This window comes from Spirosoma utsteinense (assembly GCF_014282275.1).
In the GTDB taxonomy this organism is placed as follows: domain Bacteria; phylum Bacteroidota; class Bacteroidia; order Cytophagales; family Spirosomataceae; genus Spirosoma; species Spirosoma utsteinense.
This window is the reverse complement of the sequence record NZ_VFIA01000004.1, coordinates 24,290-48,346: the sequence shown is the minus strand read 5'-3', so window position 1 is coordinate 48,346 and position 24,057 is coordinate 24,290. Positions and strand designations below refer to the sequence as shown.

At 52.8% G+C, this 24,057-nt stretch carries 19 protein-coding genes; 8 read left to right on the top strand and 11 right to left on the bottom strand.

Going from position 1 to position 24,057, the window contains the following annotated elements; all coding sequences use genetic code 11:
* Positions 1-36: 36 nt before the first annotated feature.
* Positions 37-762 carry an MIP/aquaporin family protein gene (locus FH603_RS03845; RefSeq protein ID WP_186736148.1) on the top strand — a complete coding sequence of 242 codons (726 nt, stop codon included), beginning with the start codon at positions 37-39 and terminating at the stop codon, positions 760-762.
* Between the two features lie 2 nt (positions 763-764).
* Here the strand turns inward: FH603_RS03845 and FH603_RS03840 are convergent, their stop codons facing one another.
* Both FH603_RS03840 and FH603_RS03835 read right to left on the bottom strand, forming a co-directional pair.
* On the bottom strand, positions 765-965 hold the full coding sequence (locus FH603_RS03840; protein ID WP_186736147.1) for a hypothetical protein: 201 nt from the start codon (positions 963-965) through the stop codon (positions 765-767).
* Positions 966-1,012: 47 nt separating this feature from the next.
* Positions 1,013-1,162, bottom strand: a complete 150-nt coding sequence (locus FH603_RS03835) for a hypothetical protein (protein WP_186736146.1) — start codon at positions 1,160-1,162, stop codon at positions 1,013-1,015.
* Between the two features lie 78 nt (positions 1,163-1,240).
* On the opposite strand from FH603_RS03835, the gene glpK reads away from it, so the two are divergent.
* Positions 1,241-2,746 (top strand): glycerol kinase GlpK, encoded by a 1,506-nt coding sequence (gene glpK, locus FH603_RS03830; protein WP_186736145.1) that lies wholly within the window; start codon positions 1,241-1,243, stop codon positions 2,744-2,746.
* A gap of 279 nt (positions 2,747-3,025) precedes the next feature.
* Here glpK and FH603_RS03825 read toward each other — a convergent pair whose 3' ends face one another.
* The 9 genes from FH603_RS03825 to FH603_RS03785 form a co-directional block, all read right to left on the bottom strand.
* On the bottom strand, positions 3,026-4,174 hold the full coding sequence (locus FH603_RS03825) for a mechanosensitive ion channel family protein (RefSeq protein WP_186736144.1): 1,149 nt from the start codon (positions 4,172-4,174) through the stop codon (positions 3,026-3,028).
* A gap of 110 nt (positions 4,175-4,284) precedes the next feature.
* A complete protein-coding gene (locus FH603_RS03820; protein WP_186736143.1) occupies positions 4,285-5,763 on the bottom strand; it encodes a DUF1501 domain-containing protein in 1,479 nt (492 codons plus the stop codon).
* Between the two features lie 135 nt (positions 5,764-5,898).
* Positions 5,899-9,375 carry a DUF1553 domain-containing protein gene (locus FH603_RS03815; protein WP_186736142.1) on the bottom strand — a complete coding sequence of 1,159 codons (3,477 nt, stop codon included), beginning with the start codon at positions 9,373-9,375 and terminating at the stop codon, positions 5,899-5,901.
* A gap of 152 nt (positions 9,376-9,527) precedes the next feature.
* Entirely contained in the window at positions 9,528-11,057 is a 1,530-nt protein-coding gene (locus FH603_RS03810; RefSeq protein ID WP_186736141.1) for a c-type cytochrome domain-containing protein, read from the bottom strand.
* Positions 11,058-11,139: 82 nt separating this feature from the next.
* The gene (locus tag FH603_RS03805; RefSeq protein WP_186736140.1) at positions 11,140-12,210 is read right to left on the bottom strand and encodes a 6-bladed beta-propeller; all 1,071 of its coding nucleotides are present in this window, start codon (positions 12,208-12,210) and stop codon (positions 11,140-11,142) included.
* A 71-nt stretch (positions 12,211-12,281) separates the two neighbouring features.
* Positions 12,282-12,764, bottom strand: a complete 483-nt coding sequence (locus FH603_RS03800) for a GAF domain-containing protein (protein ID WP_186736139.1) — start codon at positions 12,762-12,764, stop codon at positions 12,282-12,284.
* A gap of 1 nt (position 12,765) precedes the next feature.
* On the bottom strand, positions 12,766-13,272 hold the full coding sequence (locus FH603_RS03795) for a hypothetical protein (protein WP_186736138.1): 507 nt from the start codon (positions 13,270-13,272) through the stop codon (positions 12,766-12,768).
* Entirely contained in the window at positions 13,269-14,111 is an 843-nt protein-coding gene (gene mreC, locus FH603_RS03790; RefSeq protein ID WP_186736137.1) for a rod shape-determining protein MreC, read from the bottom strand. The genes FH603_RS03795 and mreC overlap by 4 nt, the downstream gene beginning before the upstream one ends.
* Positions 14,112-14,169: 58 nt before the next feature.
* The gene (locus tag FH603_RS03785) at positions 14,170-15,195 is read right to left on the bottom strand and encodes a rod shape-determining protein (RefSeq protein ID WP_186736136.1); all 1,026 of its coding nucleotides are present in this window, start codon (positions 15,193-15,195) and stop codon (positions 14,170-14,172) included.
* Between the two features lie 255 nt (positions 15,196-15,450).
* Here FH603_RS03785 and FH603_RS03780 point away from each other — a divergent pair, with 255 nt between their 5' ends.
* The 6 genes from FH603_RS03780 to lon all read left to right on the top strand — a co-directional run bounded on the left by FH603_RS03780 (position 15,451) and on the right by lon (position 24,054).
* Entirely contained in the window at positions 15,451-16,956 is a 1,506-nt protein-coding gene (locus tag FH603_RS03780; protein ID WP_186736135.1) for a GH3 auxin-responsive promoter family protein, read from the top strand.
* A 44-nt stretch (positions 16,957-17,000) separates the two neighbouring features.
* Complete coding sequence (locus tag FH603_RS29070; protein WP_186736134.1) at positions 17,001-18,218, top strand: glycosyltransferase family 4 protein; 1,218 nt, start codon at positions 17,001-17,003, stop codon at positions 18,216-18,218.
* Between the two features lie 4 nt (positions 18,219-18,222).
* Complete coding sequence (locus FH603_RS03770; RefSeq protein ID WP_186736133.1) at positions 18,223-19,386, top strand: 1-deoxy-D-xylulose-5-phosphate reductoisomerase; 1,164 nt, start codon at positions 18,223-18,225, stop codon at positions 19,384-19,386.
* Between the two features lie 103 nt (positions 19,387-19,489).
* Complete coding sequence (rseP, locus tag FH603_RS03765; protein WP_186736132.1) at positions 19,490-20,806, top strand: RIP metalloprotease RseP; 1,317 nt, start codon at positions 19,490-19,492, stop codon at positions 20,804-20,806.
* Between the two features lie 82 nt (positions 20,807-20,888).
* Positions 20,889-21,380 carry a DUF6702 family protein gene (locus FH603_RS03760; RefSeq protein ID WP_317171212.1) on the top strand — a complete coding sequence of 164 codons (492 nt, stop codon included), beginning with the start codon at positions 20,889-20,891 and terminating at the stop codon, positions 21,378-21,380.
* A gap of 184 nt (positions 21,381-21,564) precedes the next feature.
* Positions 21,565-24,054, top strand: a complete 2,490-nt coding sequence (gene lon, locus FH603_RS03755; RefSeq protein ID WP_186736131.1) for an endopeptidase La — start codon at positions 21,565-21,567, stop codon at positions 24,052-24,054.
* Positions 24,055-24,057 lie beyond the last annotated feature (3 nt).

Sequence of the window (24,057 nt, the reverse complement as noted above, 5' to 3'; positions counted from 1 at the left end):
ACACCTACGACTTTGCTCGACTTATGCCAATTTTCTATGCAAACCTCTCCCTTTATCGGTGAATTGATTGGAACAATGGTGCTGCTCTTGCTAGGCAACGGTGTTGTTGCCAATGTAGTCTTGAAACGAACGAAGGGCGAATCGGGCGGGTGGATCGTTATTACAGCGGGCTGGGCATTTGCGGTGATGATCGGCGTTTTTGTGGCAAAAGCCTTCGGGAGTGTCGACGCCCACCTGAACCCGGCCGTGACGGTTGCTTTCGCCGTCGCCACGAATGACTACAGCCATCTACTCCCCTACATTGCCGCGCAGCTGATTGGCGGTTTTCTGGGTGCTACCCTTGTTTGGCTTCATTATTTCCCCCATTGGGCCACCACACCCGACCCCGCCGACAAGCTGGCTTGTTTTGCTACCGGACCGGCTATTCGCAGCCTGGGAGCCAATGTCTGGAGTGAAGCACTGGCCACCATTGTTTTGATTCTGGGACTGGCAGGTATCTCGTCTAAAAATTTAGGCGAATTGGCCATTGGCGTTGGCCCCTACCTGGTCGGGATGCTGGTCTGGAGCATTGGCCTGTCGCTGGGCGGCACTACAGGTTACGGTATCAATCCGGCGCGTGACCTCAGCCCGCGTCTGGCTCATGCCCTGTTGCCTATTGCGGGCAAAGGCGCATCGGATTGGGGGTATGCCTGGGTACCGGTCGTTGGTCCTATCATTGGCGGTATTATTGGCGGGTTGCTGATTCGCTGGTACACGCTGTAGCATCAGGCCGTTTGCTGAGGCTGTCGGCTAAGCATCGCTTTGGCTTCCTGAAGGGCTACCTCCATCTCGTCGATCTTTAGCAGCGTTTTTGCGAACTGAGCATCATGCACCTTGTTGGCTTCCGCTTTCTGCTCGTCGGTCAACGCTCCATAATGCGCCTTATAATCTGACACCAGCAACTGCTGCTGCTCGTTTGATTCCACATCCTGAAATTGGTTATGGTACTGTTCGGCTCTTTCTATCGCGTTGTTCATAAGTCCACCGCCTTGTTGATCAAAAACGTATACTTTTCGTCATCGTCACGAATCGAATAGTGTAACAACTCCTGCTCCACGATGATTAGATAATCCGCAAGAATTGCCTTCATGTTCAGCCAATCCTGCCGTTGGGCGTCACTCATTTATGATTTTGTTACGGTAAAAAGCAAGTTATATATTCCTGAAATCATTGTCATCAGTAAACCCGAAACGCCTTTCCTATGCCCACTTACGTAGCTGCTATTGACCAGGGTACCACCAGCACCCGGTGCATTGTTTTCGACCGGCAGGGCCAGATCATTTCGCAGGCCCAGAAAGAACATAAACAGATTTATCCCCAACCCGGCTGGGTCGAGCACGATCCGGAAGAGATCTGGAAAAATACCCTCGAAGTTGTGGCGCTGGCCCGTATCAAAGGCAAACTATCAACGGCCGACATTGCCGCTGTCGGTATCACGAACCAGCGCGAAACCGCCGTCGTCTGGAATCGTAAAACCGGAAAGCCCTACTACAACGCCATTGTCTGGCAGGACATGCGTACCGCCGACCTGGTTGCCCGGTTCGCAGCAGATAGCCCGGCCGGACAGGATCGGTTCCGGGAGAAAACGGGCCTGCCGCTGGCTACGTACTTCAGCGGTCTTAAACTCAAGTGGCTGCTCGATAACGTACCCGGACTGCGGGAGGATGCCGAAGGGGGCGATGCGCTCTTTGGCAACATGGATTCATTCGTGGTCTGGAACCTCACCGGCGGGCCCAACGGTGGCCTGCACCTAACTGATGTCACCAACGCCAGCCGGACTCAGCTCATGGACCTGAGAACGCTCGACTGGGATAACGACCTGCTCGAAGCCTTTGGCGTTCCGCGCACGATGCTCCCCCAAATCCGGCCCAGCAGTGAAGTATACGGTACGGTCCAGTCGGAAGTGCTGCCGGGCGTTCCCATTGCGGGTATCCTGGGCGACCAGCAGGCGGCCCTGGTGGGCCAAACGTGTTTTGAGCCGGGGCAAGCCAAAAACACGTATGGAACGGGTTGCTTCCTGCTCATGAATACAGGCACCGAACTCCGCCCCTCTACCTGCGGACTACTCACCACCGTGGCCTACCAGTTTCAGAACGAGCCCGTTCACTACGCCCTGGAAGGGAGTGTAGCCATAACAGGGGCACTGGTGCAGTGGCTGCGCGATAACCTCGGCATCATCAAAAAAAGCACCGATATCGAATCCCTCGCCCGATCGGTGGACGATAACGGAGGGACTTACTTCGTTCCCGCTTTTTCGGGCCTCTACGCGCCCCACTGGAAATCGGATGCGCGGGGCGTCATTGCCGGTCTCACCCGTTTTGTCACAAAAGGCCACCTGGCCAGAGCCGTTCTGGAAGCCACCGCTTACCAAACTGTCGATGTTGTTCGGGCAATGGAGCAGGACGCGGGCGTTTCTCTGCGGTCGCTTCGGGTCGATGGTGGCATGGTTATCAACTCGCTGCTCATGCAGTTTCAGGCCGACGTATTGAATGGTCCGGTCGTTTGCCCGCGCATGACCGAAACCACTGCCCTTGGCGCAGCTTATGCAGCTGGCCTGGCCGTGGGCTACTATAAAAATCTCGATGATCTGCGCCAGAACTGGGGCGTTGCCCGGACGTATGAATCGACGATGGACGACGCCCAGCGGGCGAAGCTGATGCGCGGCTGGCAGAAAGCCATCGAGCGCTCGTTTGGCTGGGAAGAGTAACTGGACCCTGTGCTGGCAGGAATCAGTCTTGCCAGCACAGGGTGTACCCATCTACTGCTTATCCAGGACGGATAACCCGGCGTCGATGTAGTAGAAATTTTCGGGCTGGTAGTGATGAATAAATTTTTCCAGAGGTAAGTTTCCCGGCCGCACGACAGGTTGCACCCGTCAGGAGCAGGAGCACCAGCAGAATACGGGTAGGATGGCAGGTACTTTCGCCAACTATAGCCGAAACTTGGATGGACTACAGGCTGGTCGACTGCCTGACTAACAAAGCTGTTACACTTTTCGCTGTACGACATCAAGCTGCTGCGTGCCGTGTCGTTCGTTCGGCTTCATTTCTTCTGCCAGTAGCAGACGGGTTTGGGGCAGACTTTGCGGATATTCATCCCGAAGAAAGGCAATGAGGTTCTCGCGCATGTGACAGCGTAGATCGAAGGCAGACGGGGCATCTATGGCCGATACCAGCACACGCACCACGATACACGTTGGCTGCGTGTCGGTCACTTGCACCGCAAAGCTCTCGCCTGTCCAGAGTGGATCGTTTTCGGCTAGTTCGCGCGCTTTCTTACGCAGCGTCTCGATGGGCACGCTGTAATCCAGGTACAGAAAAATTGACCCAATGATCGACGCGTCTGAGCGGGTCCAGTTTTCGAACGGCGTTTCTACAAAGTACGTAATCGGCAGAATAAGCCGTCGGCGGTCCCAAAGCCGCACGATTACACTGGTGAGGTTTATTTCTTCAATGCGTCCCCATTCCTTCTCTACCACCACCGCATCATCCAGTCGAATCTGCTGGTTGAAGGCAATCTGGATACCCGCCATCAGGTTAGCCAGCGTTTTCTGGGCGGCAAAGCCAATCAGTACCGACACGACCCCCGCCGATGTCAGTACGCTCAATCCGACCTTTCGGCTCCCCTGAAATGAAATCAGCAACAGCGACGCGCTGACGACAATAATACCCGCTACGAGTACCCGCCGAAAAAACCGTACCTGGGTTACAAATTTCCGGTGCGACAGGTTGACGTCCAGGGCTGTATCATACTGACGAATGAGCAACAACTCACCCACTTTCAGCAATTGAACTACCAGCCAGGTTGCCGTGATCAGAAACAGGACCTCAGCCACCTTATCGGCAACGGGGTGACGACGCAAAAACCGCGTCGACTGGATATTCGTAGCCAGCAGAAAAAATAGGGATGGCACAAACACATAGAAAGCCCACCGGACGTAGATTTTAAGAAAAGTCAGCGTCTGGAAGGGACGACGACGAGCGACGAATCGAATAATCTGCGTCACGACGAAGTCGACAGCGAAACCCAGCAATATGGCGATCGTGAGCAGCACCCAACCCGATAAATCCCGGTTAGGAACATACCCTGCCCACCGAATCAAGGCCCGAATCCAAGTATCTAATTGTTGCTGCATAGCACAAAAGTAAAGGAGCCAGACCGAAATGATGTGGCTCCTTACCATATGGCCTAGAAAAGTACCAGACAATTACCCGGGGATACTAAATACTAGTTTGGTAACCGGGCTCATGCCAGCAACGGCTTCACTACTTTGCCATGAACGTCGGTCAGCCGATACCGTCGGCCCTGACTTTTGAAAGTCAGTTTCTCGTGGTCGACACCAAGGAGGTGGAGAACGGTAGCCTGGAAGTCATGAACATGCACCGGCTGATTGACAACGTTGTAGCCAAAATCGTCGGTTTGCCCGTACACCATGCCTTTTTTAACCCCCGCCCCGGCCATCCAGACCGAAAACGCCCGCGGGTGGTGGTCGCGGCCGTAGTTTTCGCGGGTAAGCTTGCCCTGCGAGTACGGTCCCCGGCCAAACTCCCCCCCCCAGATCACGAGTGTATCGTCCAGCAGACCGCGCTGTTTCAGGTCCATCACCAGCGCAGCCGATGCCTGATCGACACTTTTCGCCTGAATCCTGATATCATTGGGCAGGTTTCCATGCTGGTCCCAGCCCTGATGGTATAACTGCACGAACTTTACATCTTTTTCGACCAGCTTTCGGGCCAGCAGACAGTTGGCCGCAAAGGTACCCGGCTTCCGGCTGTCGGGTCCATACATGTCGAAGATGTAATCCGGCTCTTTAGAGATATCGAGCGTTTCGGGCACCGACGTCTGCATTCGGTAAGCCATTTCATACTGGGCCATCCGGCTGTTGATTTCCGGGTCCAGCACCTGCTTGTATTGCTCCTGATGCAGTTTGGTCAGATAGTCGAGCATACGCCGACGGCTGGGGCGGTCGATGCCGGGCGGGTTGTTCAGGTAATAAACCGGATCAGGGCCTGACCTGAATACCACGCCCTGATGCACCGATGGCAGAAAACCATTACTCCATAACTTGGCATAGAGTGGCTGGTCGCCGTCGCGTCCTTTAGAGAGCAGCACCACAAAAGCGGGCATGTTCTGATTGTCGGAACCCAGGCCGTAACTCACCCATGACCCAAAACTGGGCCGACCCGCCTGCTGACTTCCCGTCTGGAAAAACGTGACCGCAGGATCGTGGTTGATAGCCTCCGTATTCATCGACCGGATGAACGTCAGATCGCCTGCAATACGCGCCGTATGGGGTAGCAATTCGCTCATCCACATGCGGTCCGGGCCATACTGCGCAAACTTGAACGTTGACGCGGCCAACGGGAACCGGCTTTGTCCAGCCGTCATTCCCGTTAACCGCTGCCCTTTTCGCACCGACTCGGGCAGGTCCTGCCCCCACATCGTTTCGAGTTTGGGTTTATAATCGAACAGGTCCAGCTGGGAGGGTGCCCCGCTTTGGAACAGGTAGATAACCCGTTTCACTTTCGGCGGAAAGTGGGGTTTGCCCACCGCTGGATTTTCGCCCGGAGATGTGCCACCAAACAGACTGGTAGCCGAAGCGCTGGACGGATTCAGCAGCGACGCCAGCGCAATGGCCCCTAAGCCCACACTCGATTGCCCCAGAAAATTCCGGCGGCTGAGTTGATCGTGGACATTGTCGAAAATCTGGTCCTGGATATCCATTTTTTACTAAAAGTCGTAAGTGGTGCGAGTCATAAGTCGAAAGTCATAGAAATTGTGAGTAGCTGGCGCTTGATTACTATCGTCATTCTATCACTTACGACTCCTGCGACTTTTGACTTTTATGACGTTCATAAACTATCGTTTTACAATGGCTTCGTCAAAATTCATGATCGTACTGGCCACGACCGTCCAGGCCGCCAGCTCGGCGGAGTTAAGCGTTTTATCGACCGGGTACTCCCCTACCGACAGCAACTCCTTCGCCCGTTTGGGATTCCTTCTGAAGTCTGCCAGTTCTTCCTTGTAAAGTTGCTGAATCAATGTTAGCTCCTGCGGCCGGGCCGACCGGCTGATGACGGCTTTAAACGTGTCATTGGTCAGTTGGGCATCACGGCTTCCTTTGGCCAGCAAACGCTGAACCAGCACCCGCGCAGCCTCTACAAACTGGGGATCGTTGAGCGTAACCAGCGCCTGCAACGGGGTACTGGTTTTCTGACGCTTCACGATACAGGTATGCCGCTCGGCCGCGTCGAAATTGAGCATCATCGGTGGGGGCGAAGACCGCTTCCAGATCGTGTACATACTCCGCCGGTACAAGCTGTCGCCGTGGTTCTGCGTATACTTCACCGCATTTCGCGTGGCCAGCGCTTCCCAGATACCGGCTGGCTGATACGGATGAACACTTGGCCCGCCAATACGCTTCGTCAGTAGCCCACTGGCGGCCAGCGCGTTGTCCCGGACCTGCTCCGCCGACATCCGGTAGCTGGGTCCACGCGTCAGGAAGGTATTGTCGAAATCAGCCTCCCGCGTCGCTTCCGAAACAGTAGACGACTGCCGATAGGTGGCCGACATGACAATCAGTTTGTGCATGGCTTTTGTGTTCCAGCGGCCACCTGGCTGTCCCGTACCCTCCCTAAACCGAACGGCCAGGTAATCGAGTAATTCGGGATGGCTCGGCAGGGCACCCTGATTCCCGAAGTCATCGCCATTCTTGGCCAATCCCTGCCCGAAATACTGCTGCCACATCCGATTGACCATAACCCGGCTAAACAATGGATTGTCAGCCATAAGCAGCCAGTTTGCCAGACCGAGCCGGTTTTTTGGCATTCCGTCCGGAATGGGCTTCAACCTGTGCAATACGGCAGGCTGAACAACTTCACCGGGCGCATCATAGACGCCACGCTTCAGCAGATGAGTTACCCGTGGCTCTTTCCGCTCCTGCATTACCATCACCTGATCGGAGTTGGTATAGAGCATCAATTGCTGGCCCCGCAGTTTCATCGCTTCAGCAAAGGCGGCTCTATACGACGGATCTTGTGTTGTGACATAATACGTGTACAAACCCGTTCGCTGGTCTGGCGTACGCTTCGCAACGGGCGTTTGCCGGGCTATCGTAAGCGCATCAGGAGCACCACCCAGGCGGGGCATTTCGAGCGGAGTCAGGCAGCGATCATAAATCCGAAGCTCGTCGACCGCAAAATCCTTGTAAAAATAATCGTGCATCCGGCCAACATAGAACGAGTGCTGGGCCCAGTGCGATTTATCTTTGCCGTAAACCATGCTATGCTGCAAATTGTCGGACAGGATCCGCATCCGCATGGGCTTTCCATTCACATACAGCGTCACGCCCTTAGCCTGCCCCATCCCATTATAGGTTAGCGCTACCTGAAACCAGGCATTGACCGGCACCTTATCGACCGACTCGACATCGATGGCATTAGCGGGCCATACGTGGCTTAGCATCAGTTTCAACCGTCCGTCGGTCAGCAGGTCAAGCTGGTAGCCCCGCTGTCCATCCATCGGTCCGGTCGTTCGTCCGAGCAGGGTAAGCCCCATTCCTGCTTTGGCCAGTTTAAACCAGCTGCTAATGGTAAATGGCTGGTTCTGTTCGAAGGCCGCAAAACTGGATGGCAAACTGATATAACTGTCGCCGGGCAGAAAACGGGCCTTACCAAAACGGCCCGGCACAGCGTAAGGGAGATTATCTGAATCCCCGCCTAACCAGGCAGGCAGAGTGTCGTTGACCTGATTGGCGAAGGCGTTGCGCGGGTCTTTCATCAACTCCGCCTTTGATTTGCGTTTGGCAACGTCTTTTGTGGCTGGCTTCTTCGCTTCAACAGGCTTTTTACGGGCTTCTTCCTTTTTGTCTTTTGCTTCTTCCCGCTTCCTTTTTTCACTTTCGGCCTTTACAAAGGCTTTGATATCACCCCGGTCGGCTTCATCGAAGGTGTAATGCGCTATCAGGCCAGGCTCAGGCTGAGCAGCGGTATAGAGCTGACCGGCAGACAGCCACTGGCTGAACCGCTGCTGGTAATCGGAACGGTTTACGTTCAGCTGTTGCTCCAGTGGCGTTAATTTTTCACGGATATAAGCCAGTTGGGCGTCGGTCTTGGGCGTTGTCAGCGTAAGGGTTGGGGCGGCTTCACCATTGTACGGAATCTGGCCGCGCTCGTTGTTGCTGTTGAAGAAGGCAAACAGCGAGAAGTAGTCTTTTTGTGAGATCGGATCGTACTTGTGATCATGACAACGGGCGCATTCGACCGTCAGGCCCAGCATGGCCTTGCCAAACGTTGCGGTACGGTCGGCCACATACTCGATCCGGTATTCCTCATCGACAATGCCGCCTTCCTGACTCTGCTGATGATTTCGGTTAAACGCCGTGGCAATCAGCCTGTCCCGGCGGTCGGCTTCAGTAGCGGGCTTGGGCAGCAGATCCCCCGCCAGCTGCCAGGTTATAAACCGGTCGAACGAAAGATTGCGGTTGAACGCCCGAATAACCCAGTCGCGGTAGGGCCACATGGTCCGCAGCCCATCGTCCTGATAGCCGTGGGTATCGGCATAGCGCGCTACGTCGAGCCATTCGACAGCCTGCCGTTCGCCATAATGCGGGCTGGCAAGCAGTCGGTTTACAACCTTTTCGTAAGCATTTGGTGCCGTATCGGCCAGAAAGGCGTCGACTTCAGCGGGCGTGGGGGGTAGCCCCGTCAAGTCCAGGCTTACACGCCGGAGCAGGGTTGTCTTGTCGGCTTCGGGCGTTGGTTTCAGCTTACGGGCTTCCTGCCTGGCCAGCACGAAGCGGTCTATGTCATTTTTGGCCCACTTAGCGGCATCTTTTACGGTCGGCACCTCCGGCATCGTTGGTGCAATCAGTGACCAATGCTCCTTGTACTCGCCCCCCTGCTCAATCCAGCGCAGCAGCAAGGCCTTTTCTTCGGCGTTCAGACTGAGGTTTGACTCAGGCGTAGGCATTACCTTATCGGGGTCAGTGCTGGTGATGCGGTGGAAAAGTTCACTGGCTGCCAGATCACCGGGAACAATGGCTTTATGGCCACTTTTAGCCAATGCCTCATAAGCACCTTCCGGCGTGTCGAGCCGCAAGCCAGCCTGTTGTTTGGCTTTATCAGGACCATGACAGGCGAAGCAGCGATCAGATAAAATGGGCTTGACGTGCAGGTTGTAGTCGACTTTTTCTGGCAGACTGGCTTCGGCCGCAATCACGTCGGCTGGCTTTTCAACCGACGAACGACAAGCCGTCAGCCAGACCGACGCGCCGAACAACCCGGCCGTTCCCGTAAGCAAAACGTATCGAAATCGTATGTTGGACCAGACGGGCATAACAAACAAACAGATTGATAATGAGCCATATCTAAAAACAGACAGGAAATATAACTAAAAATCAGCCTACTTTATCTTGCCGGGAATCAATTTTACCAAACAGCCTGAAGAGACAAACCGGCCAACCAGTCCATAAGCCGGAACCTGACAGCCTACTTCTTTTTTTGCTCGTCGCCTTTACCCTCAGGGGGAGTAGCCCTGGCCAGTTCAGTAAAGGTTTTCTCCGTAACCCCACCAACGATCTCAAGAGTGGGTAGGGCTTTTTTCAGAGTCATCAGTCCTGTCTCCGTCACCTTCGTTTGCCAGAGATAGACCGTCTTGAGACTTTTTATACCAGCCAGCTCAGCCAGTCCGGCGTCGGTGATGGCGGTACCGTACAGGTTCAGGTACTCCAGGTGGGCGAGCCCTTTCAGGTTTTTCAAACCGGCATCCGTAACGCTGGTTTGCTCCAGGTGCAATTTCTGCAGATTCTTAAGCTTAGCCACCTGTGCCAGCGTTGCATCGGAAACCTTTGTATCGCTCAGTTTCAACCAGACGATCTGCTGACTGATTTTGGGCAGCACCGTTGCCTGTGCATCACTGAATGTTCGGGCATTGACGGCGCTTACTTCGAGCTGGTTCTTCTCTTTCGATACCGGCAACACCAGTAACCCTGTTTTCTTTACTTCATCGATCAACTTCTGATCGGCAGCAGGAACGGCCATTGTCAACACCGGCGATTCGGGCGCAGGCCCGGCTACCGCTATGCCACCCTTCTCGATGGGGCCGCCCCCACCCAGCGAAGCCAGCACGGGCCGAACGGCCTCGTTAACGGTAAGATCGGCCACCTTCTTATCGAAAGACGCGCCCTGATCGATCCACCAGGTTATCAGCGCAACCTGTCCTTCGGTGAGTTGCGGCTTACCCTTGGGTGGCATGTGGTCGTCATCCTCTTCGGGCAACAGGCATCGCTTCACCATGGCGCTTTCCAATCCTTTGCCAGCAATGAAAACGGGACCATCTTCGCCCCCTTTCTTGAGCATTTCGGCCGTGTCGTACCGTAAGTCTCCTTTCGACTTGTCGGCGTTATGACATTGTACACAGCGGCTTTGCAGAATCGGGTCGATAATCTGTTCGTACACCACAGCCTGATTGACGTCGGTGATGGGTTTAAAGGCGATGGCTGTTTTTCGGGGCGGGATACCGGCCAGTGTACGAAAGGGTTCGGGCGTGTACTGCGTCAGGTAGTCGGACCCGTGTGTAAGCGAACCGCCCAAATGCCCGGCCAGCCCCAGCAACACCAGGGCCACGACGAAGGCTGGCAGATATAGAGCCGATCCCGCAGGAATACGGTTCCCCAGCCAGTCGGACTTAACAGCCCAGGCGATCCAGGTAAACACGGCTACGCCAATACCCTGCCACATATGGTCGTTCAGCGTTTCTTCTTCATAACCTCCACCCAATGATAGTAGGTAGCCAAATACGCAGGCTATCGTGGCGCTCACCGCCGACCAGAACAGAATGCTCGTAATCGTTGATTCCTCGACGCCTAGTTTTCCCAGCCGACGACCCACTTCCAGCAAAGCCGCCACCAGCAGAAACCCGATGGGCAGGTGAACAACGAGTGGGTGGAAATGGCCGAAAAAGAGGGCCCATTCGGACGGCTGTGAGGCCCGGGCATCCAGAAGTATCAACAAGATCATAAATAACTTACGGTGAAGTCCTCGATAAAAAAGAGCCCTGGCCTGCCAGCAAAGTAACCTGCTGAAAATCAGACAACCAGAATCAGGCTACCCGCTCAAGTTTAATAGGATATGTTTTTTTAGAAGCCCATTGCGCTACGTAAACGCTTTCATCTCCGTCGACCAGAACGTCGTGCGGGTGCAGAAAAACGGCCTGATTTTGGTCTTTCCGCTGTTCACCGAGTTTACTTCCCTGATAGAGAGGTTCAGAGCCACCGGGCGTCGAGACAACCCGATCATTCTTATCCAGAATCTGGATGTAACCCGAGTCCGGATAGGAGTCGGATGTGCTTCGAAAGACGGCCCCATACAGGTTATCACCATGAATGACCGGGCGGCAGATGTACGAACCCGGCAGGGCAATGGTCGATTTATACTTCCCGTCGAGCGTAAACCGTTTGAGTGCATTACGCCGTCGATCGGTAATGATCAATGTTGGCGCGTCGGCCCGGCGCCGATCGACCACGATGCCGTGGCAACAGTCGAAGGTTTCGTCACCCTCTCCTTTACCGCCCCAGTAGCGGATAAGCTTTCCGGTTTTATCGTACTGCATGACATAGTTTAACCCGTAGCCATCCACCACATATATATCGCCATTAGCGGGATTTACAGCCGTTTCGGTAGGTTTGTACTGCGACGGGTAGGCATATTTGCCCGTTTCCTTCGGGTACTCCAGCTTCATCAGCTCACGGCCTTTGAGATCGGTTTTAATCACCTGGTGCCGATCGGTGTCGGCAATCAGCAGGTACTGGTCATTACCCTCGCCCCCAATCGTCAGGCCATGACCACCGGGGTACTCATGCCCCCATGTATCGAGGAGCTTTCCCGATTTATCGTAAATGAGGACGTTGTTTTTTGTCTCGTTGGTGAGCAGGATAATACGGCCTTTAGCATCCTGCACCATCTCATGGCAGTCGTTGACCGGATTTTTCCCCGCATCCAGCACGCCCCACCCCGGTACCACCCGATACCGGAATCCGTTATGCCCCACAATCGTTTCAGCTACCGGCTTAGGGAGTGGTTTTGCCGACAGGATAGTTGGCACCGCAATGCCGGCTGCCGTGGCCAGCGACGCCTGCCGGACAAACGACCGGCGCGAAAGTAAAGAAACCATGGTAGTGACGAGTTTGCAGCAAAAGACAGCAACTGAGGGAGTTTACTGCAAACTCGGGGTGAAGGCCCGCATTACATCCGGCGAATAAGCGCCACAATCCGCTCTAGCCCCGCGGCATCGACATCACTGAAATCGTCCAATTGGTCGCTGTCTACGTCCAGCACCATTGTCACCGTCCCGTCCTGGTCAAATACAGGCACGACTATCTCTGATTTTGATGCTGAACTACAGGCAATATGGCCAGGAAACTGCTCTACGTCGGGCACTATGATGGTTTGTCGACGGGTATAGGCTGCTCCGCAAACGCCCTTTTCGAAGGCAATACGCGTGCAGGCAATCGGCCCCTGAAAAGGGCCCAATACCAATTGATCCTCTTTTTTCAGATAAAAGCCGACCCAGAAGAACCCGAACGCTTCTTTCAGGGCTGCCGTGATATTGGCAAGATTGGCAATCAAGTCTGGTTCGCCATCGACCAGTGCGGCAATTTGAGGGATAAGAATCTCATAGATTGCCCGCCGGGTGGCATGTTGCGGTATACTAAGTGTTTCGGCCATGTTAGTTGCGTGTAAAGAACTGAATCAATACAATACTTACTGAGGTGAACAGTGTACTGGCAATTACCCGAATCAATGTGGGTGCCAGGAGGGCCAGGCTGCTGGCTTCAATAAAAAATAAAGCGGTATGATGAATCAGCGTCAACACAAAAACATACCGAAAAAAGGCACCCGGCCCTAATTCCTTTAGCGAGAACTCAATGCGTGACTCCACGCCCGGTACGTCGATCTGCGCCCGAACAATGAGCGGGCGGCAATAGGCCATAAGTACCGTGGCGGCCGCATGCATACCCAGCGTATTGTAGAATGTATCGACAATGATGCCGGTTGCGAACGCAATCACTAACAGCCAGGTCAGGCTTGTTTCGTTCGGCAACAGCAAGACACAGGCAATGTAGACAAAGCAGAAGGCGTAGTCGAATAGCACCAGGTTACGGGCAAGCAGCAGTTGCAGAGCCAGGTAGAGCACGAAAAGCAGGGTTGTAGACAGGATTTCGCGCAGCGTCATTTCTCGGATTCGACTTGTTTTTCTAATTGTTCCTGCTGGTCTTTCAGGCGATTTTCAACCACGTATACAAACGATAGATTGCTGAAGTTGGTAGCCAGGTTCAGGGTGATGTCGTGAAAGGTCTGGTTTGGCTGAATACCAACCGAACGGACCCGGCCTACCAACACATTCGGCGGAAAGGTCGAGTTAAACTCCGATGTGACAACCGAATCTCCTTTGGCAATAGGTTTGTCGCGCGAGATAGCGATGTCATTGAGCTTGATCAGATGTGGATCGCCCCCATCCCATTTGGCAGAGCCAATCTCTTTGGCCTTTACGAGCTGTGACGAGACCAGGAAGTCAGAATGAAGAATGGAGGTGATAACCGAAAAGTGCTGGTTGCAGACTTTCACTTTGCCTACTACTCCCGTTGGCGAAATAACACCCATGCCCGGCCGTATCCCATCGTTGGTGCCTTTATCGATCGTAATGTAGTTGTTGGCAAACTGCGTTGTGTTGTTAACCACTTTAGCCACGGTAAAGTTGAAGCGGCCAGCGAAGGTAGAATCGGCTTTGTATTCGTCCGGAGACAGGGGTTTACTTTGCAGTAATTGGGTCAACTGCGTATTGAGCCGCTGGTTTTCTGTAGCCAGATCAGCGTTTACCTGCGCCAGACGCGCATATTCATTAGCCGCATTCGACCATGCCAACACCCTGGCCGCATACCGGTTCGAGGTGTTAAAATAGGTCGCACTCCAGTAATTGCTGGTATTGATGATGAAATAGAAGCAAAGCACCTCCAGCAGTATAAACAGAATGAAGTTGCGACTTCGAACGAAAAAGTCAACTAACTCTCCCATAAGTAGTGCCGGATGTATAGGCCGGCTGTACAGAAATAGCTCTACAGCCGGCACTACATTAGCTAATCAGTACCGACCGGTACATATCTAAATTTTTGATCACTTCGCCTGTTCCTTTCACAACTGCCTTGAGCGGATCATCGGCCACGTGAATCGGCAACTTGGTTTTGGCGGCCAGGCGTTTGTCGAGACCATGCAGCAGCGCTCCGCCACCGGTCAGGTGAATGCCATTGGTATAAATATCGGCCGACAGCTCCGGGGGCGAAATTTCGAGGGCTTTCATGGTAGCCTCTTCAATTTTCGAGATGGATTTGTCGAGCGCGTAAGCAATTTCACTGTAGGTAACTTTAATCTCCTTAGGAATACCCGTCATTAAGTCGCGGCCCCGGATCTCATAGTCGGCAGGTGGATTGTCGAGTTCGGGGAGGGCTGAGCCAACTTCCATCTTGATTTGCTCAGCAGACCGTTCGCCAATCAGCAGGTTGTGTTCCCGACGCATATAATCGACAATATCACGGGTGAATACGTCGCCCGCAATCCGAATCGACTGTTCGCAGACAATGCCTGAGAGCGCGATAACGGCAATTTCGGTCGTTCCACCGCCGATATCGACGATCATCGTACCGTTGGGCTGCGTAATATCGATACCGATACCGATAGCGGCTGCGATCGGTTCGTGAACCATATACACTTCTTTAGCACCCGCATGTTCGGCCGAATCCTTAACGGCCCGCTTTTCTACTTCCGTGATACCTGAGGGAATACAGATAACCATCCGGTGTGAGGGCGAAAAGAGCTTACTCCCGGTATCGATCATCTTTATCATACCCCGAATCATTAGTTCGGCCGCTGTAAAGTCAGCGATTACGCCATCTTTGAGAGGGCGAATGGTCTTGATGTTTTCGTTGGTCTTTTCGTGCATTTGCATGGCCTTATGACCAATGGCCAGCACCTTGCCACTGACTTTGTCCATCGCAATAATCGAAGGCTCGTCCACCACGATCCGATCCTTGTGAATAATCAAGGTGTTCGCCGTACCCAGGTCGATAGCAATGTCGCTGGTTAAAAAATTGAAAAGTCCCATTTCAGGTTGGCACCGAGTGCCGCGTTACGAATGTAGTTTACTTGACAGGTTTGCAAAAATATGGATTATTCAAGAGAAACAACGCCCATCATTGGAATAGAGTAGTCTATTTTTGAGATGAGTGTCAGGCGTATGGAAATAAAATAATCCAAAATCCATACCCGCTCACGACGCTTGCCAACCTGGACGCGCGACGGGAACAGTCCACGCTTTATCCACCCTTCATTCCCCATTATCCATTACTTTTGCACCACTATGGGCGTTCGATCAGTGTTGAGTAAGCCATTGGCAAAGTGGGTTGTGGAGCGGCAGCAGGCATGGATGTACCAGCCTGCCGAGACACAACAGCGCTGGCTTAGGCAGTTGATAGCGGGCGGAAAGGATACGGCTTTCGGGCGAGATCACCGGTTCAAGGATGTGCAAACGGTTGCCGACTTCCGGCAGGCGGTGCCCATTCGCGATTATGAAGCCCTGAAACCGTATGTTGAGCGTATTCTGGCGGGTGAATCGGATGTTCTCTGGAAAGGAAAACCGCTGTACTTCGCCAAAACCTCCGGTACCACATCAGGCACCAAATACATTCCTATTACCCACGACTCTATTCCTAACCATATCAACTCGGCCCGCGATGCGCTGCTGAACTATATCAACGAAACGGGCAACAGTGCATTTCTGGACAAGAAGCTGATTTTTCTTTCGGGAAGCCCCGAACTGACTCAGAAAGCGGGCATAAACATCGGGCGTTTGTCAGGCATTGCCAATCACCATGTGCCGGCTTATCTGCGCACCAACCAACTGCCCAGCTACGAAACCAACATCATTGACGACTGGGAGAACAAACTGGAGCGTATCATCGACGAGACCATCGACCAGCCGATGTCGCTTATCTCAGGAATTCCCCCCTGGGTACAGATGTACTTCGACCGTATCCAGGAACGAACGGGCAAACTCATCAAAGATGTGTTTCCTGACTTCTCGGTGTTTGTCTACGGCGGTGTCAACTTCGAGCCCTACCGAGCCAAACTAGTCGAAAGTATTGGCAAGCGCATAGACTCCATTGAGACATACCCGGCCTCGGAAGGATTCATTGCGTTTCAGGACAGCCAGACCGAGGAAGGTCTATTGATGCTCCTAGACAGTGGTATCTTCTACGAGTTCATTGCCGCCGAAGACTACTTCAGCGAAAATCCGCGACGGCTGACCATCGATGAAGTAGAACTGGGCAAGAACTATGCCGTCATTATCAATAACAACGCCGGATTATGGGGCTACTCCCTGGGCGACACGGTCAAGTTCGTCTCGCGGGAACCCTACCGGCTCCTGGTGACGGGCCGCATCAAGCATTTTATATCCGCTTTCGGCGAACATGTTATCGGTGAGGAAGTTGAGAAGGCCCTGCAATTTGCCATGCAGCAACAGCCCGAAACAGAAGTCGTTGAATTTACGGTAGCTCCCATGGTCAGCCCGCGTGAAGGACTGCCGTATCATGAATGGTTCATTGAGTTCGCTACACCACCGGGCAATCCCGAAGCATTTGCCCGCGACATCGACAATCGATTGACCAGGCTGAACGTGTACTACGATGATCTCATCAAAGGCGCCATTCTGCAACCGCTTAAACTAACAAGCCTGTCGCGCGGTGCCTTTCAGCGCTATATGAAAAGCCAGGGTAAGCTGGGCGGCCAGAATAAAGTACCGCGTCTGGCCAATGACCGCGTCATCGCCGACGAGTTGCTGAAGCTCACCAGCAGCCCGGTATAAGCTTTTTAAACAAACCACTCAACATTCCCACTTCATCTTCGCGCGTGACCAATCGACTGCTGCTTTTCGACATGAATCCTACCGGCCACCATGCGGGTTATATGCATCACCTGATCCGGTACTGGCATATGTGGGATATAGCAGGCGAACTGATCGTTGTCGTATCGCCCGCGTTCCTGACGATGCACCCCGGGCTGGTGGCGCTGGCTCAGGACGCGCCAACGGTTCACCTTGTCGTTATCAGTGACGCCGAAGAAGCGCACCGGATCAGCCGTGGTCGGCTGGTCTTTCAAATGCAGTACGAATGGGAACTTGTTACCCAATATGCCCGGCAGTGGCAGGTTAACCAGATACTGCTGATGTATTTCGATACCTTTCAAATGGCGTTCGGACTGGCCCAGCGCCTGCCATGTCCGGTAGCAGGTATCTTTTTTCGGCCAGTTTTTCACTACGAAGCCTGGGGACACCCGCCTGCCAACAGCCGGGAGAAACTACAGGGATGGCGAAAACGCCAGCTCATCCGGCTGGTTGTTCGCCGACGCTCGCTAAAAGCGCTGTTCTGCCTGGACCCTTTCGTTGTGCAGCCCCTTAACCAGTGGGCCGGGCGGCAGGTAGCTGCCTATCTGCCCGATCCAGTCGAAGTATATCCCGCAACAGATGCCGAGGCCGTTATGCTTCGCAACAAGCTGGGTATTGAGCCAACGCGCCAGGTCATGCTTGTATTCGGCCAGTTGGACGAGCGAAAAGGATTGTTCACGCTGGTCGACGCGCTGAAACGCCTGTCTCCCGATCAGCAAGCCAGGTGGTGCCTGTTGCTGGTTGGACCGGTAGATGACCGCATTGCCCCGGCTTTAGCAACCAGCCTCGATACGCTGACAGCAGACACGGCAGTTCAGTTGGTTCGCCAGCATTCATTCGTTAGCGAGACCGCTATTCAACCGTACTTCAGCCTGTCGGATCTGGTGATTACGCTTTATCAGCGGCATATCGGTATGAGCGCCGTGCTGGTTCGGGCGGCTGCGGCTGGCAAACCGGTGTTGTCATCGGATTACGGGCTTATGGGCCAACTGGTAAAAACCAGGCAATTGGGTCAGGTAATAAACGCAGAAAGTCCTACGGCCGTCGCCGATGCACTAGTCACCTTCGGTCAGAAATCCTGGCCGAGCAACCTGGGCGCTATGACCTGCTTTGCCGAACAAAACCAGGCGAGCCAGTACGCCCGTACCATTTTTGACACGTTAGGCTGGCAATCAGCCCGCTAATTCTATGCAAAAACGCCATATCGCTATTCTCGGCTCTACCGGTTCCATTGGAACGCAGGCCGTAGAGGTTGTCAAAGCTTATCCTGATCAATTCCAGGTCGAGGTGCTGACGACAAATAACAACGCCGATTTACTGATTCAGCAAGCCGTTGAGCTGAAACCCAACGTAGTTGTCATCTGCAACGAAGACCGCTACGACCAGGTCTTCTCCGCGCTCGACCCGCTGGGTATCAAGGTATATGCCGGGTCGGCCGCCATTGCCTCAGTGGTTCAGATGGACACCGTCGATATGGTGCTGACGGCTATGGTCGGCTATTCGGGTTTGCTGCCAACGATCAAGGCAATCGAAGCGGGAAAATCCATTGCTCTAGCTAACAAAGAAACGCTCGTTGTGGCGGGCGAACTCATTACCCGGTTAGCCGCCCAGAAGAGTATCAATATCTACCCCGTCGATTCGGAGCATTCGGCCATTTTCCAGTGTCTGGTCGGCGAGTTTCACAATCCCATCGAGAAGATCATACTGACGGCCTCCGGCGGTCCGTTCCGGGGAAAGTCGAAAGATTTTCTGTCAACTGTTACCAAAGCGCAGGCGCTGAAACACCCGAACTGGACGATGGGGGCTAAAATCACCATCGACTCGGCCACGCTCATGAACAAGGGACTGGAAGTAATCGAAGCCAAATGGCTCTTTAATCTGACGCCCGCCCAGATCGACGTGGTCGTTCATCCGCAAAGCATCATTCACTCACTGGTGCAGTTTGAGGATGGGAGTTTAAAGGCGCAAATGGGTTTGCCCGATATGCGGTTACCTATTCAGTTTGCGCTCGGGTATCCCAACCGATTAAAGTCTGACTTCCCGCGTTTCAATTTTATGGACTATCCATCGTTGACATTTGAGCAGCCCGATCTGGATACATTCCGAAACCTGCAACTCGCTTTCGATGCGCTGGACCGGGGTGGCAATGCGCCCTGTATTATCAACGCAGCCAATGAGGTTGCTGTCGAGGCTTTTTTACAGGATCAGATTGGTTTTCTGGAGATTTCTGAAATCATCGAGTCGTGTCTGGCCAAATCGACCTTTGTTCAGGCACCCAACTATGACGATTATGTCAAAACTGACGAAGAAACGCGTCGACTGGCCAGGGAGCGAATCAAAAGTTTGGTTTAGTTGTTTATAAAACAGAGCAATTCTCCCCCATCACACCGGCAATGTCTAGTTCGTTCAATTACACGGCTTGCCAACCTATTTATAAAATAGTAAACTGTAAATAATGGAAGGTTTAATCATGGCAGGGCAGCTCATTTTGGGACTGTCTATTTTAGTTGGGTTACATGAGTTAGGTCACCTGCTGGCTGCCAAAGCGTTTGGTATGCGGGTTGAGCAGTATTTTATTGGCTTTCCACCTAAAGTCTTCAGCATTAAGCGGGGCGAAACTGAATACGGTATCGGAGCAATTCCGCTGGGCGGGTTCGTCAAAATTTCGGGAATGATCGATGAGTCGCTCGACACCGCTCAGATGAAGGCCGAACCCCAGCCGTGGGAGTTCCGGGCAAAACCAGCCTGGCAGCGCCTGGTCGTGATGCTTGGCGGTATTATTGTCAATGTAATTGTGGGTATCCTGATCTTTGTGGTCCTGGCGTATAAGAACGGTAACACCTATCTGGCTGCCAAAGACGCTCAATACGGTATCGTAGCCTATGATCTTGCCAAGAGTATTGGTCTGCAAACGGGTGATAAAATTGTGAAGGTCAACGGAAAGCCCATCAACGATTTTAACGAAATCCGCAGTTCAGAGGTGTTCTTGGGTGACAACAGCACCTATACGGTAGATCGTAATGGCCAGTTTATAGACATCGATATACCTAACAACTTTGTCGATAAACTCGCCGATAAGAAAAGTGCCGGTGAATTTATTGAGCCTATCCGTCCGTTTAAAGTGGCAGAACTGGCCCCCGGTCAGCCGGCGGCCAAAGCGGGACTAAAACCGGGCGATGTTATTACAAGCGTCAACGGAAAGCCCATCCGGTTCTACCACGAATTTGTCGAGTCGGTTAAGCCCTTGAAGAAAAAGCCGGTGCTGCTGGGCGTCGACCGCAGTGGAAAGCCGCTTCAGTTGAACATGACCACGAACGAGGACGGCACGATTGGCTTCTTTGCTGAATTTTTACTGCCTGTTACCAAGCAGGACTATACGTTTGGTGAGGCCCTCACAGTTGGGACGGAAAAGGCATTTGGAGTCGTTTACGACAACATCAAAGGATTTGGAAAGATCTTCCGGGGCGATGTTTCGGCGTCAAAAGCACTAAGCGGTCCTATTGGTATTGCGCAGAATTTATTTGGCGGGGTTTGGGTATGGGATCGTTTCTGGACAGTAACGGGCTTGTTATCGATGGCGCTGGCGTTCATGAATGCGTTGCCCATTCCGGCGCTTGATGGCGGACATGCTACCATCCTGGGTTACGAGATAATTTCGGGTCGCAAGCCATCCGATCGGTTTCTGGAGGCTGCGCAACGCGTGGGTATGGTTATTCTGCTGGGACTCATGGCATTTGCCATTTTCAACGATGTCTTTAAAGCCGTTTTCTAATAACCTGTACGTAAAGAACCTTAAGTGGTTTTACCGAGATTGCGGGGTTTTGTAAGCGCTGCGTAAACGTACTCTATTTCCTGTGTTCAAGAATATTCTCTGCGGCCTTTTACTCGTTAGCCTGACTGCTAGTCGACCGGCACACGATTTTCACGCCAGTGTTACCCAGATGCAGTATAACGCGAAGGAAAAAATTTTCGAGATTAGTATACGGGTATTTACAGACGATCTTGAGAAAGGGCTTTCCAGAGAGTTGAATACAACGGTTCATTTAGCACCCGGCGGCAAAACGGACGCTATTCTCGAGAAATACGTCCGTTCGCATTTTGCGTATGTATCTCCGCAGAAACTACCGAAAGAGTTCAGCTATGTAGGCCATGAAGTAGAAGCCGACGCTAACTGGTTATATCTGGAAATGCCTTACGCTGAGGCTTTTCGGGGCGGGTCCCTGAAGCAAACCGTTCTGATGGAAATGTTTGACGATCAGGTAAATATGGTCAATATTCAATACCAGGGTCAGAAAAAGACATTCGTTTTTCGGAAAAATCAGACCGTTCAAGATGTTTCTTTCTAGTAAATAAATTTGTTCAGGTGGTAGCCGCCAAGTTTATTTATTTTGTAGGTATAGCCAAACAGCCCGTCGTCTCGTCATAACGTGCACATCTGGCACGGCCCTTGTTATTACTTTACTTCTTTTCCTGTCCGCGAAGAATAGACACCCAATGCATTTTGAAGGCTGTCAGTTTGACAGTGTACCTATGATTTCAGAAAACGAATTAGCTACCCGGTTACTACTGGCCGATTTTGACTCGGACAATCTGGAGATTGTGCCGCTTGGCTCACCGGAGGGTATAGATGAAGATTATGAGTTACCACCCAATTTACCCATCCTGCCAGTCCGTAATACGGTACTGTTTCCGGGTATGGTTATTCCCGTAACGGTTGGGCGGGCCAAGTCGATTCGGCTTGTCAAGAAAGCGTATAAAGGAAATCGCATCATCGGTGTAACGGCTCAGCTAAACCAGCAGAAAGATGAACCCACTGCCGACGATCTGTACCGTTTTGGTACGGTGGCTTACATCATCAAGATGATAACGCTGCCTGATGGAAATATTACGATCATCATTCAGGGCAAGAAACGCTTCGAGATTCAGCAGATCACGCAGGAAGATCCGTTTATGACGGCGCAGGTGCGTCAGATAGACGACGTGTTTCCGAATGTAAATAAGAAGGAAGGGAAAGCGCTGTTGCAGTCGCTGAAAGATGCGGCCTATAAAATGCTGCGTCTTAATCCGGAAATTCCTCAGGAAGCCCGTATTGCGCTCGATAACATCGAAAGCCCCACGTTTTTACTGCATTTCCTTTCGTCGAATGTCAACGCCGACGTAGCCGACAAACAACGCCTGCTGGAATTGCTTGAAGGAAATCAACAGGCTAACGTATTACTCGAATACATGCTTCGTGAAGTTCAGCTTCTTGAACTGAAGCGTGAAATTCAATCGAAAGCTTCCTCTGATCTCGATCAGCAGCAACGCGATTATTATTTGCGCCAGCAAATGAAGGTGTTGCAGGATGAGTTGGGCATAGACAATCCCGACCGCGAAATTGACGAGCTGCGCATGAAAGCCGATCGTAAAAAGTGGCCTGTCGAAGTCCGTTCTCATTTTGATAAAGAGCTGAACAAGTTACAGCGTATAAACCCCATGGCGCCCGAGTACCCGGTCACGATGAACTACATCGAACTGATGGTCGACCTGCCCTGGAACGAATACACTAAAGATAATTTCGACCTCAAGCGGGCGCAGAAAATTCTGGATGGCGACCATTTCGGGCTCGAAAAAGTGAAGGAACGGATCATTGAGTATCTGGCCGTTCTGAAGCTGAAAAACGATATGAAAGCGCCCATCCTTTGTCTCTACGGCCCTCCCGGGGTTGGGAAAACATCGCTGGGCAAGTCGATCGCCAAAGCGTTGGGCCGTAAATACAGTCGGATGGCCCTTGGTGGCGTTCATGACGAGGCCGAAATTCGCGGTCACCGCAAGACATACATTGGCGCCATGCCGGGCAAGATTATCCAGAACGTACGTAAGTGCGGAACGGCCAATCCGGTGTTCATCCTGGACGAGATCGATAAAGTGAGTTCCGACTTCCGGGGCGATCCCTCATCGGCCTTGCTCGAAGTACTGGACCCCGAACAAAACTCGACGTTCATGGATAATTACCTGGAGACTGAGTTCGATCTGTCGCGGGTGTTATTCATTGCTACGGCCAACTCCCTCGATACTATTCATCCCGCCCTGCGCGACCGGATGGAGATCATCGATATTGCCGGTTACACCGTGGAAGAGAAGGTACAGATTGCCAAGAAATACCTGATCCCAAAACAGCGCAAAGACCATGGGCTCAAGCCGAAGGATTTGCTATTCGAAGACAAAGCCATTTTACGGATTATCGAAGGATATACCCGTGAATCAGGCGTTCGTAACCTAGAACAAAAGATAGGCGCAACGATCCGGAAGGTAGCCAAGTCCATTGCCATGGAGGAGGAGTACAACCATACCGTTAAAGCCGTCGATGTACCGAAGATGCTGGGGGCCGAGATTTTCGATAAGGAACTCTACGCCGACGACGACATTGCAGGTATCGTTACGGGACTGGCCTGGACGCAGGTGGGTGGTGAGATTCTACTGATCGAGTCGAGTCTCAGTCGCGGCAAAGGAGTGCTAACCCTGTCGGGACAGTTGGGCGATGTTATGAAAGAGTCGGCGATAACGGCTCTATCCTACCTCAAAGCCCATGCCGACGATCTGGGTATCGACTACCGGACGTTTAACCATTACGATCTGCACGTTCACATTCCGGCTGGAGCCGTACCTAAAGACGGTCCTTCGGCGGGTATTACCATGCTGACATCGATGGCATCGATCTATACACAGCGTAAGGTGAAACCTTATCTGGCGATGACGGGTGAGATAACCCTTCGCGGAAAGGTTCTGCCAGTGGGTGGCATTAAAGAGAAGATTCTGGCGGCAAACCGGGCGGGTATCAAAGAGTTGATTCTCTGCACGAAAAACCGGAAAGACATCGATGAAATCAATCAGAGTTACATCAAAGACCTCACGTTTCATTATGCCGATTCGGTGGATCAGGTGCTTGAAATAGCCCTGTTGCCAGGCCAGGTCGGGAAACCTATGAAGTTCGTGCTGCCTGAAGATAAGGAGCATCGCGAAGTGGAGCGGGTATATTAACGA

Excerpts from the sequence above, each read along its gene's own strand:
- FH603_RS03845 (WP_186736148.1), top strand. The coding sequence starts at position 37 with ATGCAAACCTCTCCCTTTATCGGTGAATTGATTGGAACAATGGTGCTG.
- FH603_RS03825 (WP_186736144.1), bottom strand. The coding sequence starts at position 4,174 with ATGCAGCAACAATTAGATACTTGGATTCGGGCCTTGATTCGGTGGGCA.
- FH603_RS03780 (WP_186736135.1), top strand. The coding sequence starts at position 15,451 with ATGGGCGTTCGATCAGTGTTGAGTAAGCCATTGGCAAAGTGGGTTGTG.
- rseP (WP_186736132.1), top strand. The coding sequence starts at position 19,490 with ATGGAAGGTTTAATCATGGCAGGGCAGCTCATTTTGGGACTGTCTATT.
- FH603_RS03805 (WP_186736140.1), bottom strand. The coding sequence starts at position 12,210 with ATGGTTTCTTTACTTTCGCGCCGGTCGTTTGTCCGGCAGGCGTCGCTG.
- FH603_RS03800 (WP_186736139.1), bottom strand. The coding sequence starts at position 12,764 with ATGGCCGAAACACTTAGTATACCGCAACATGCCACCCGGCGGGCAATC.
- glpK (WP_186736145.1), top strand. The coding sequence starts at position 1,241 with ATGCCCACTTACGTAGCTGCTATTGACCAGGGTACCACCAGCACCCGG.
- FH603_RS03785 (WP_186736136.1), bottom strand. The coding sequence starts at position 15,195 with ATGGGACTTTTCAATTTTTTAACCAGCGACATTGCTATCGACCTGGGT.
- FH603_RS03770 (WP_186736133.1), top strand. The coding sequence starts at position 18,223 with ATGCAAAAACGCCATATCGCTATTCTCGGCTCTACCGGTTCCATTGGA.
- FH603_RS03820 (WP_186736143.1), bottom strand. The coding sequence starts at position 5,763 with ATGGATATCCAGGACCAGATTTTCGACAATGTCCACGATCAACTCAGC.
- FH603_RS03795 (WP_186736138.1), bottom strand. The coding sequence starts at position 13,272 with ATGACGCTGCGCGAAATCCTGTCTACAACCCTGCTTTTCGTGCTCTAC.
- FH603_RS03815 (WP_186736142.1), bottom strand. The coding sequence starts at position 9,375 with ATGCCCGTCTGGTCCAACATACGATTTCGATACGTTTTGCTTACGGGA.
- FH603_RS03810 (WP_186736141.1), bottom strand. The coding sequence starts at position 11,057 with ATGATCTTGTTGATACTTCTGGATGCCCGGGCCTCACAGCCGTCCGAA.
- mreC (WP_186736137.1), bottom strand. The coding sequence starts at position 14,111 with ATGGGAGAGTTAGTTGACTTTTTCGTTCGAAGTCGCAACTTCATTCTG.
- FH603_RS03835 (WP_186736146.1), bottom strand. The coding sequence starts at position 1,162 with ATGAGTGACGCCCAACGGCAGGATTGGCTGAACATGAAGGCAATTCTT.
- lon (WP_186736131.1), top strand. The coding sequence starts at position 21,565 with ATGATTTCAGAAAACGAATTAGCTACCCGGTTACTACTGGCCGATTTT.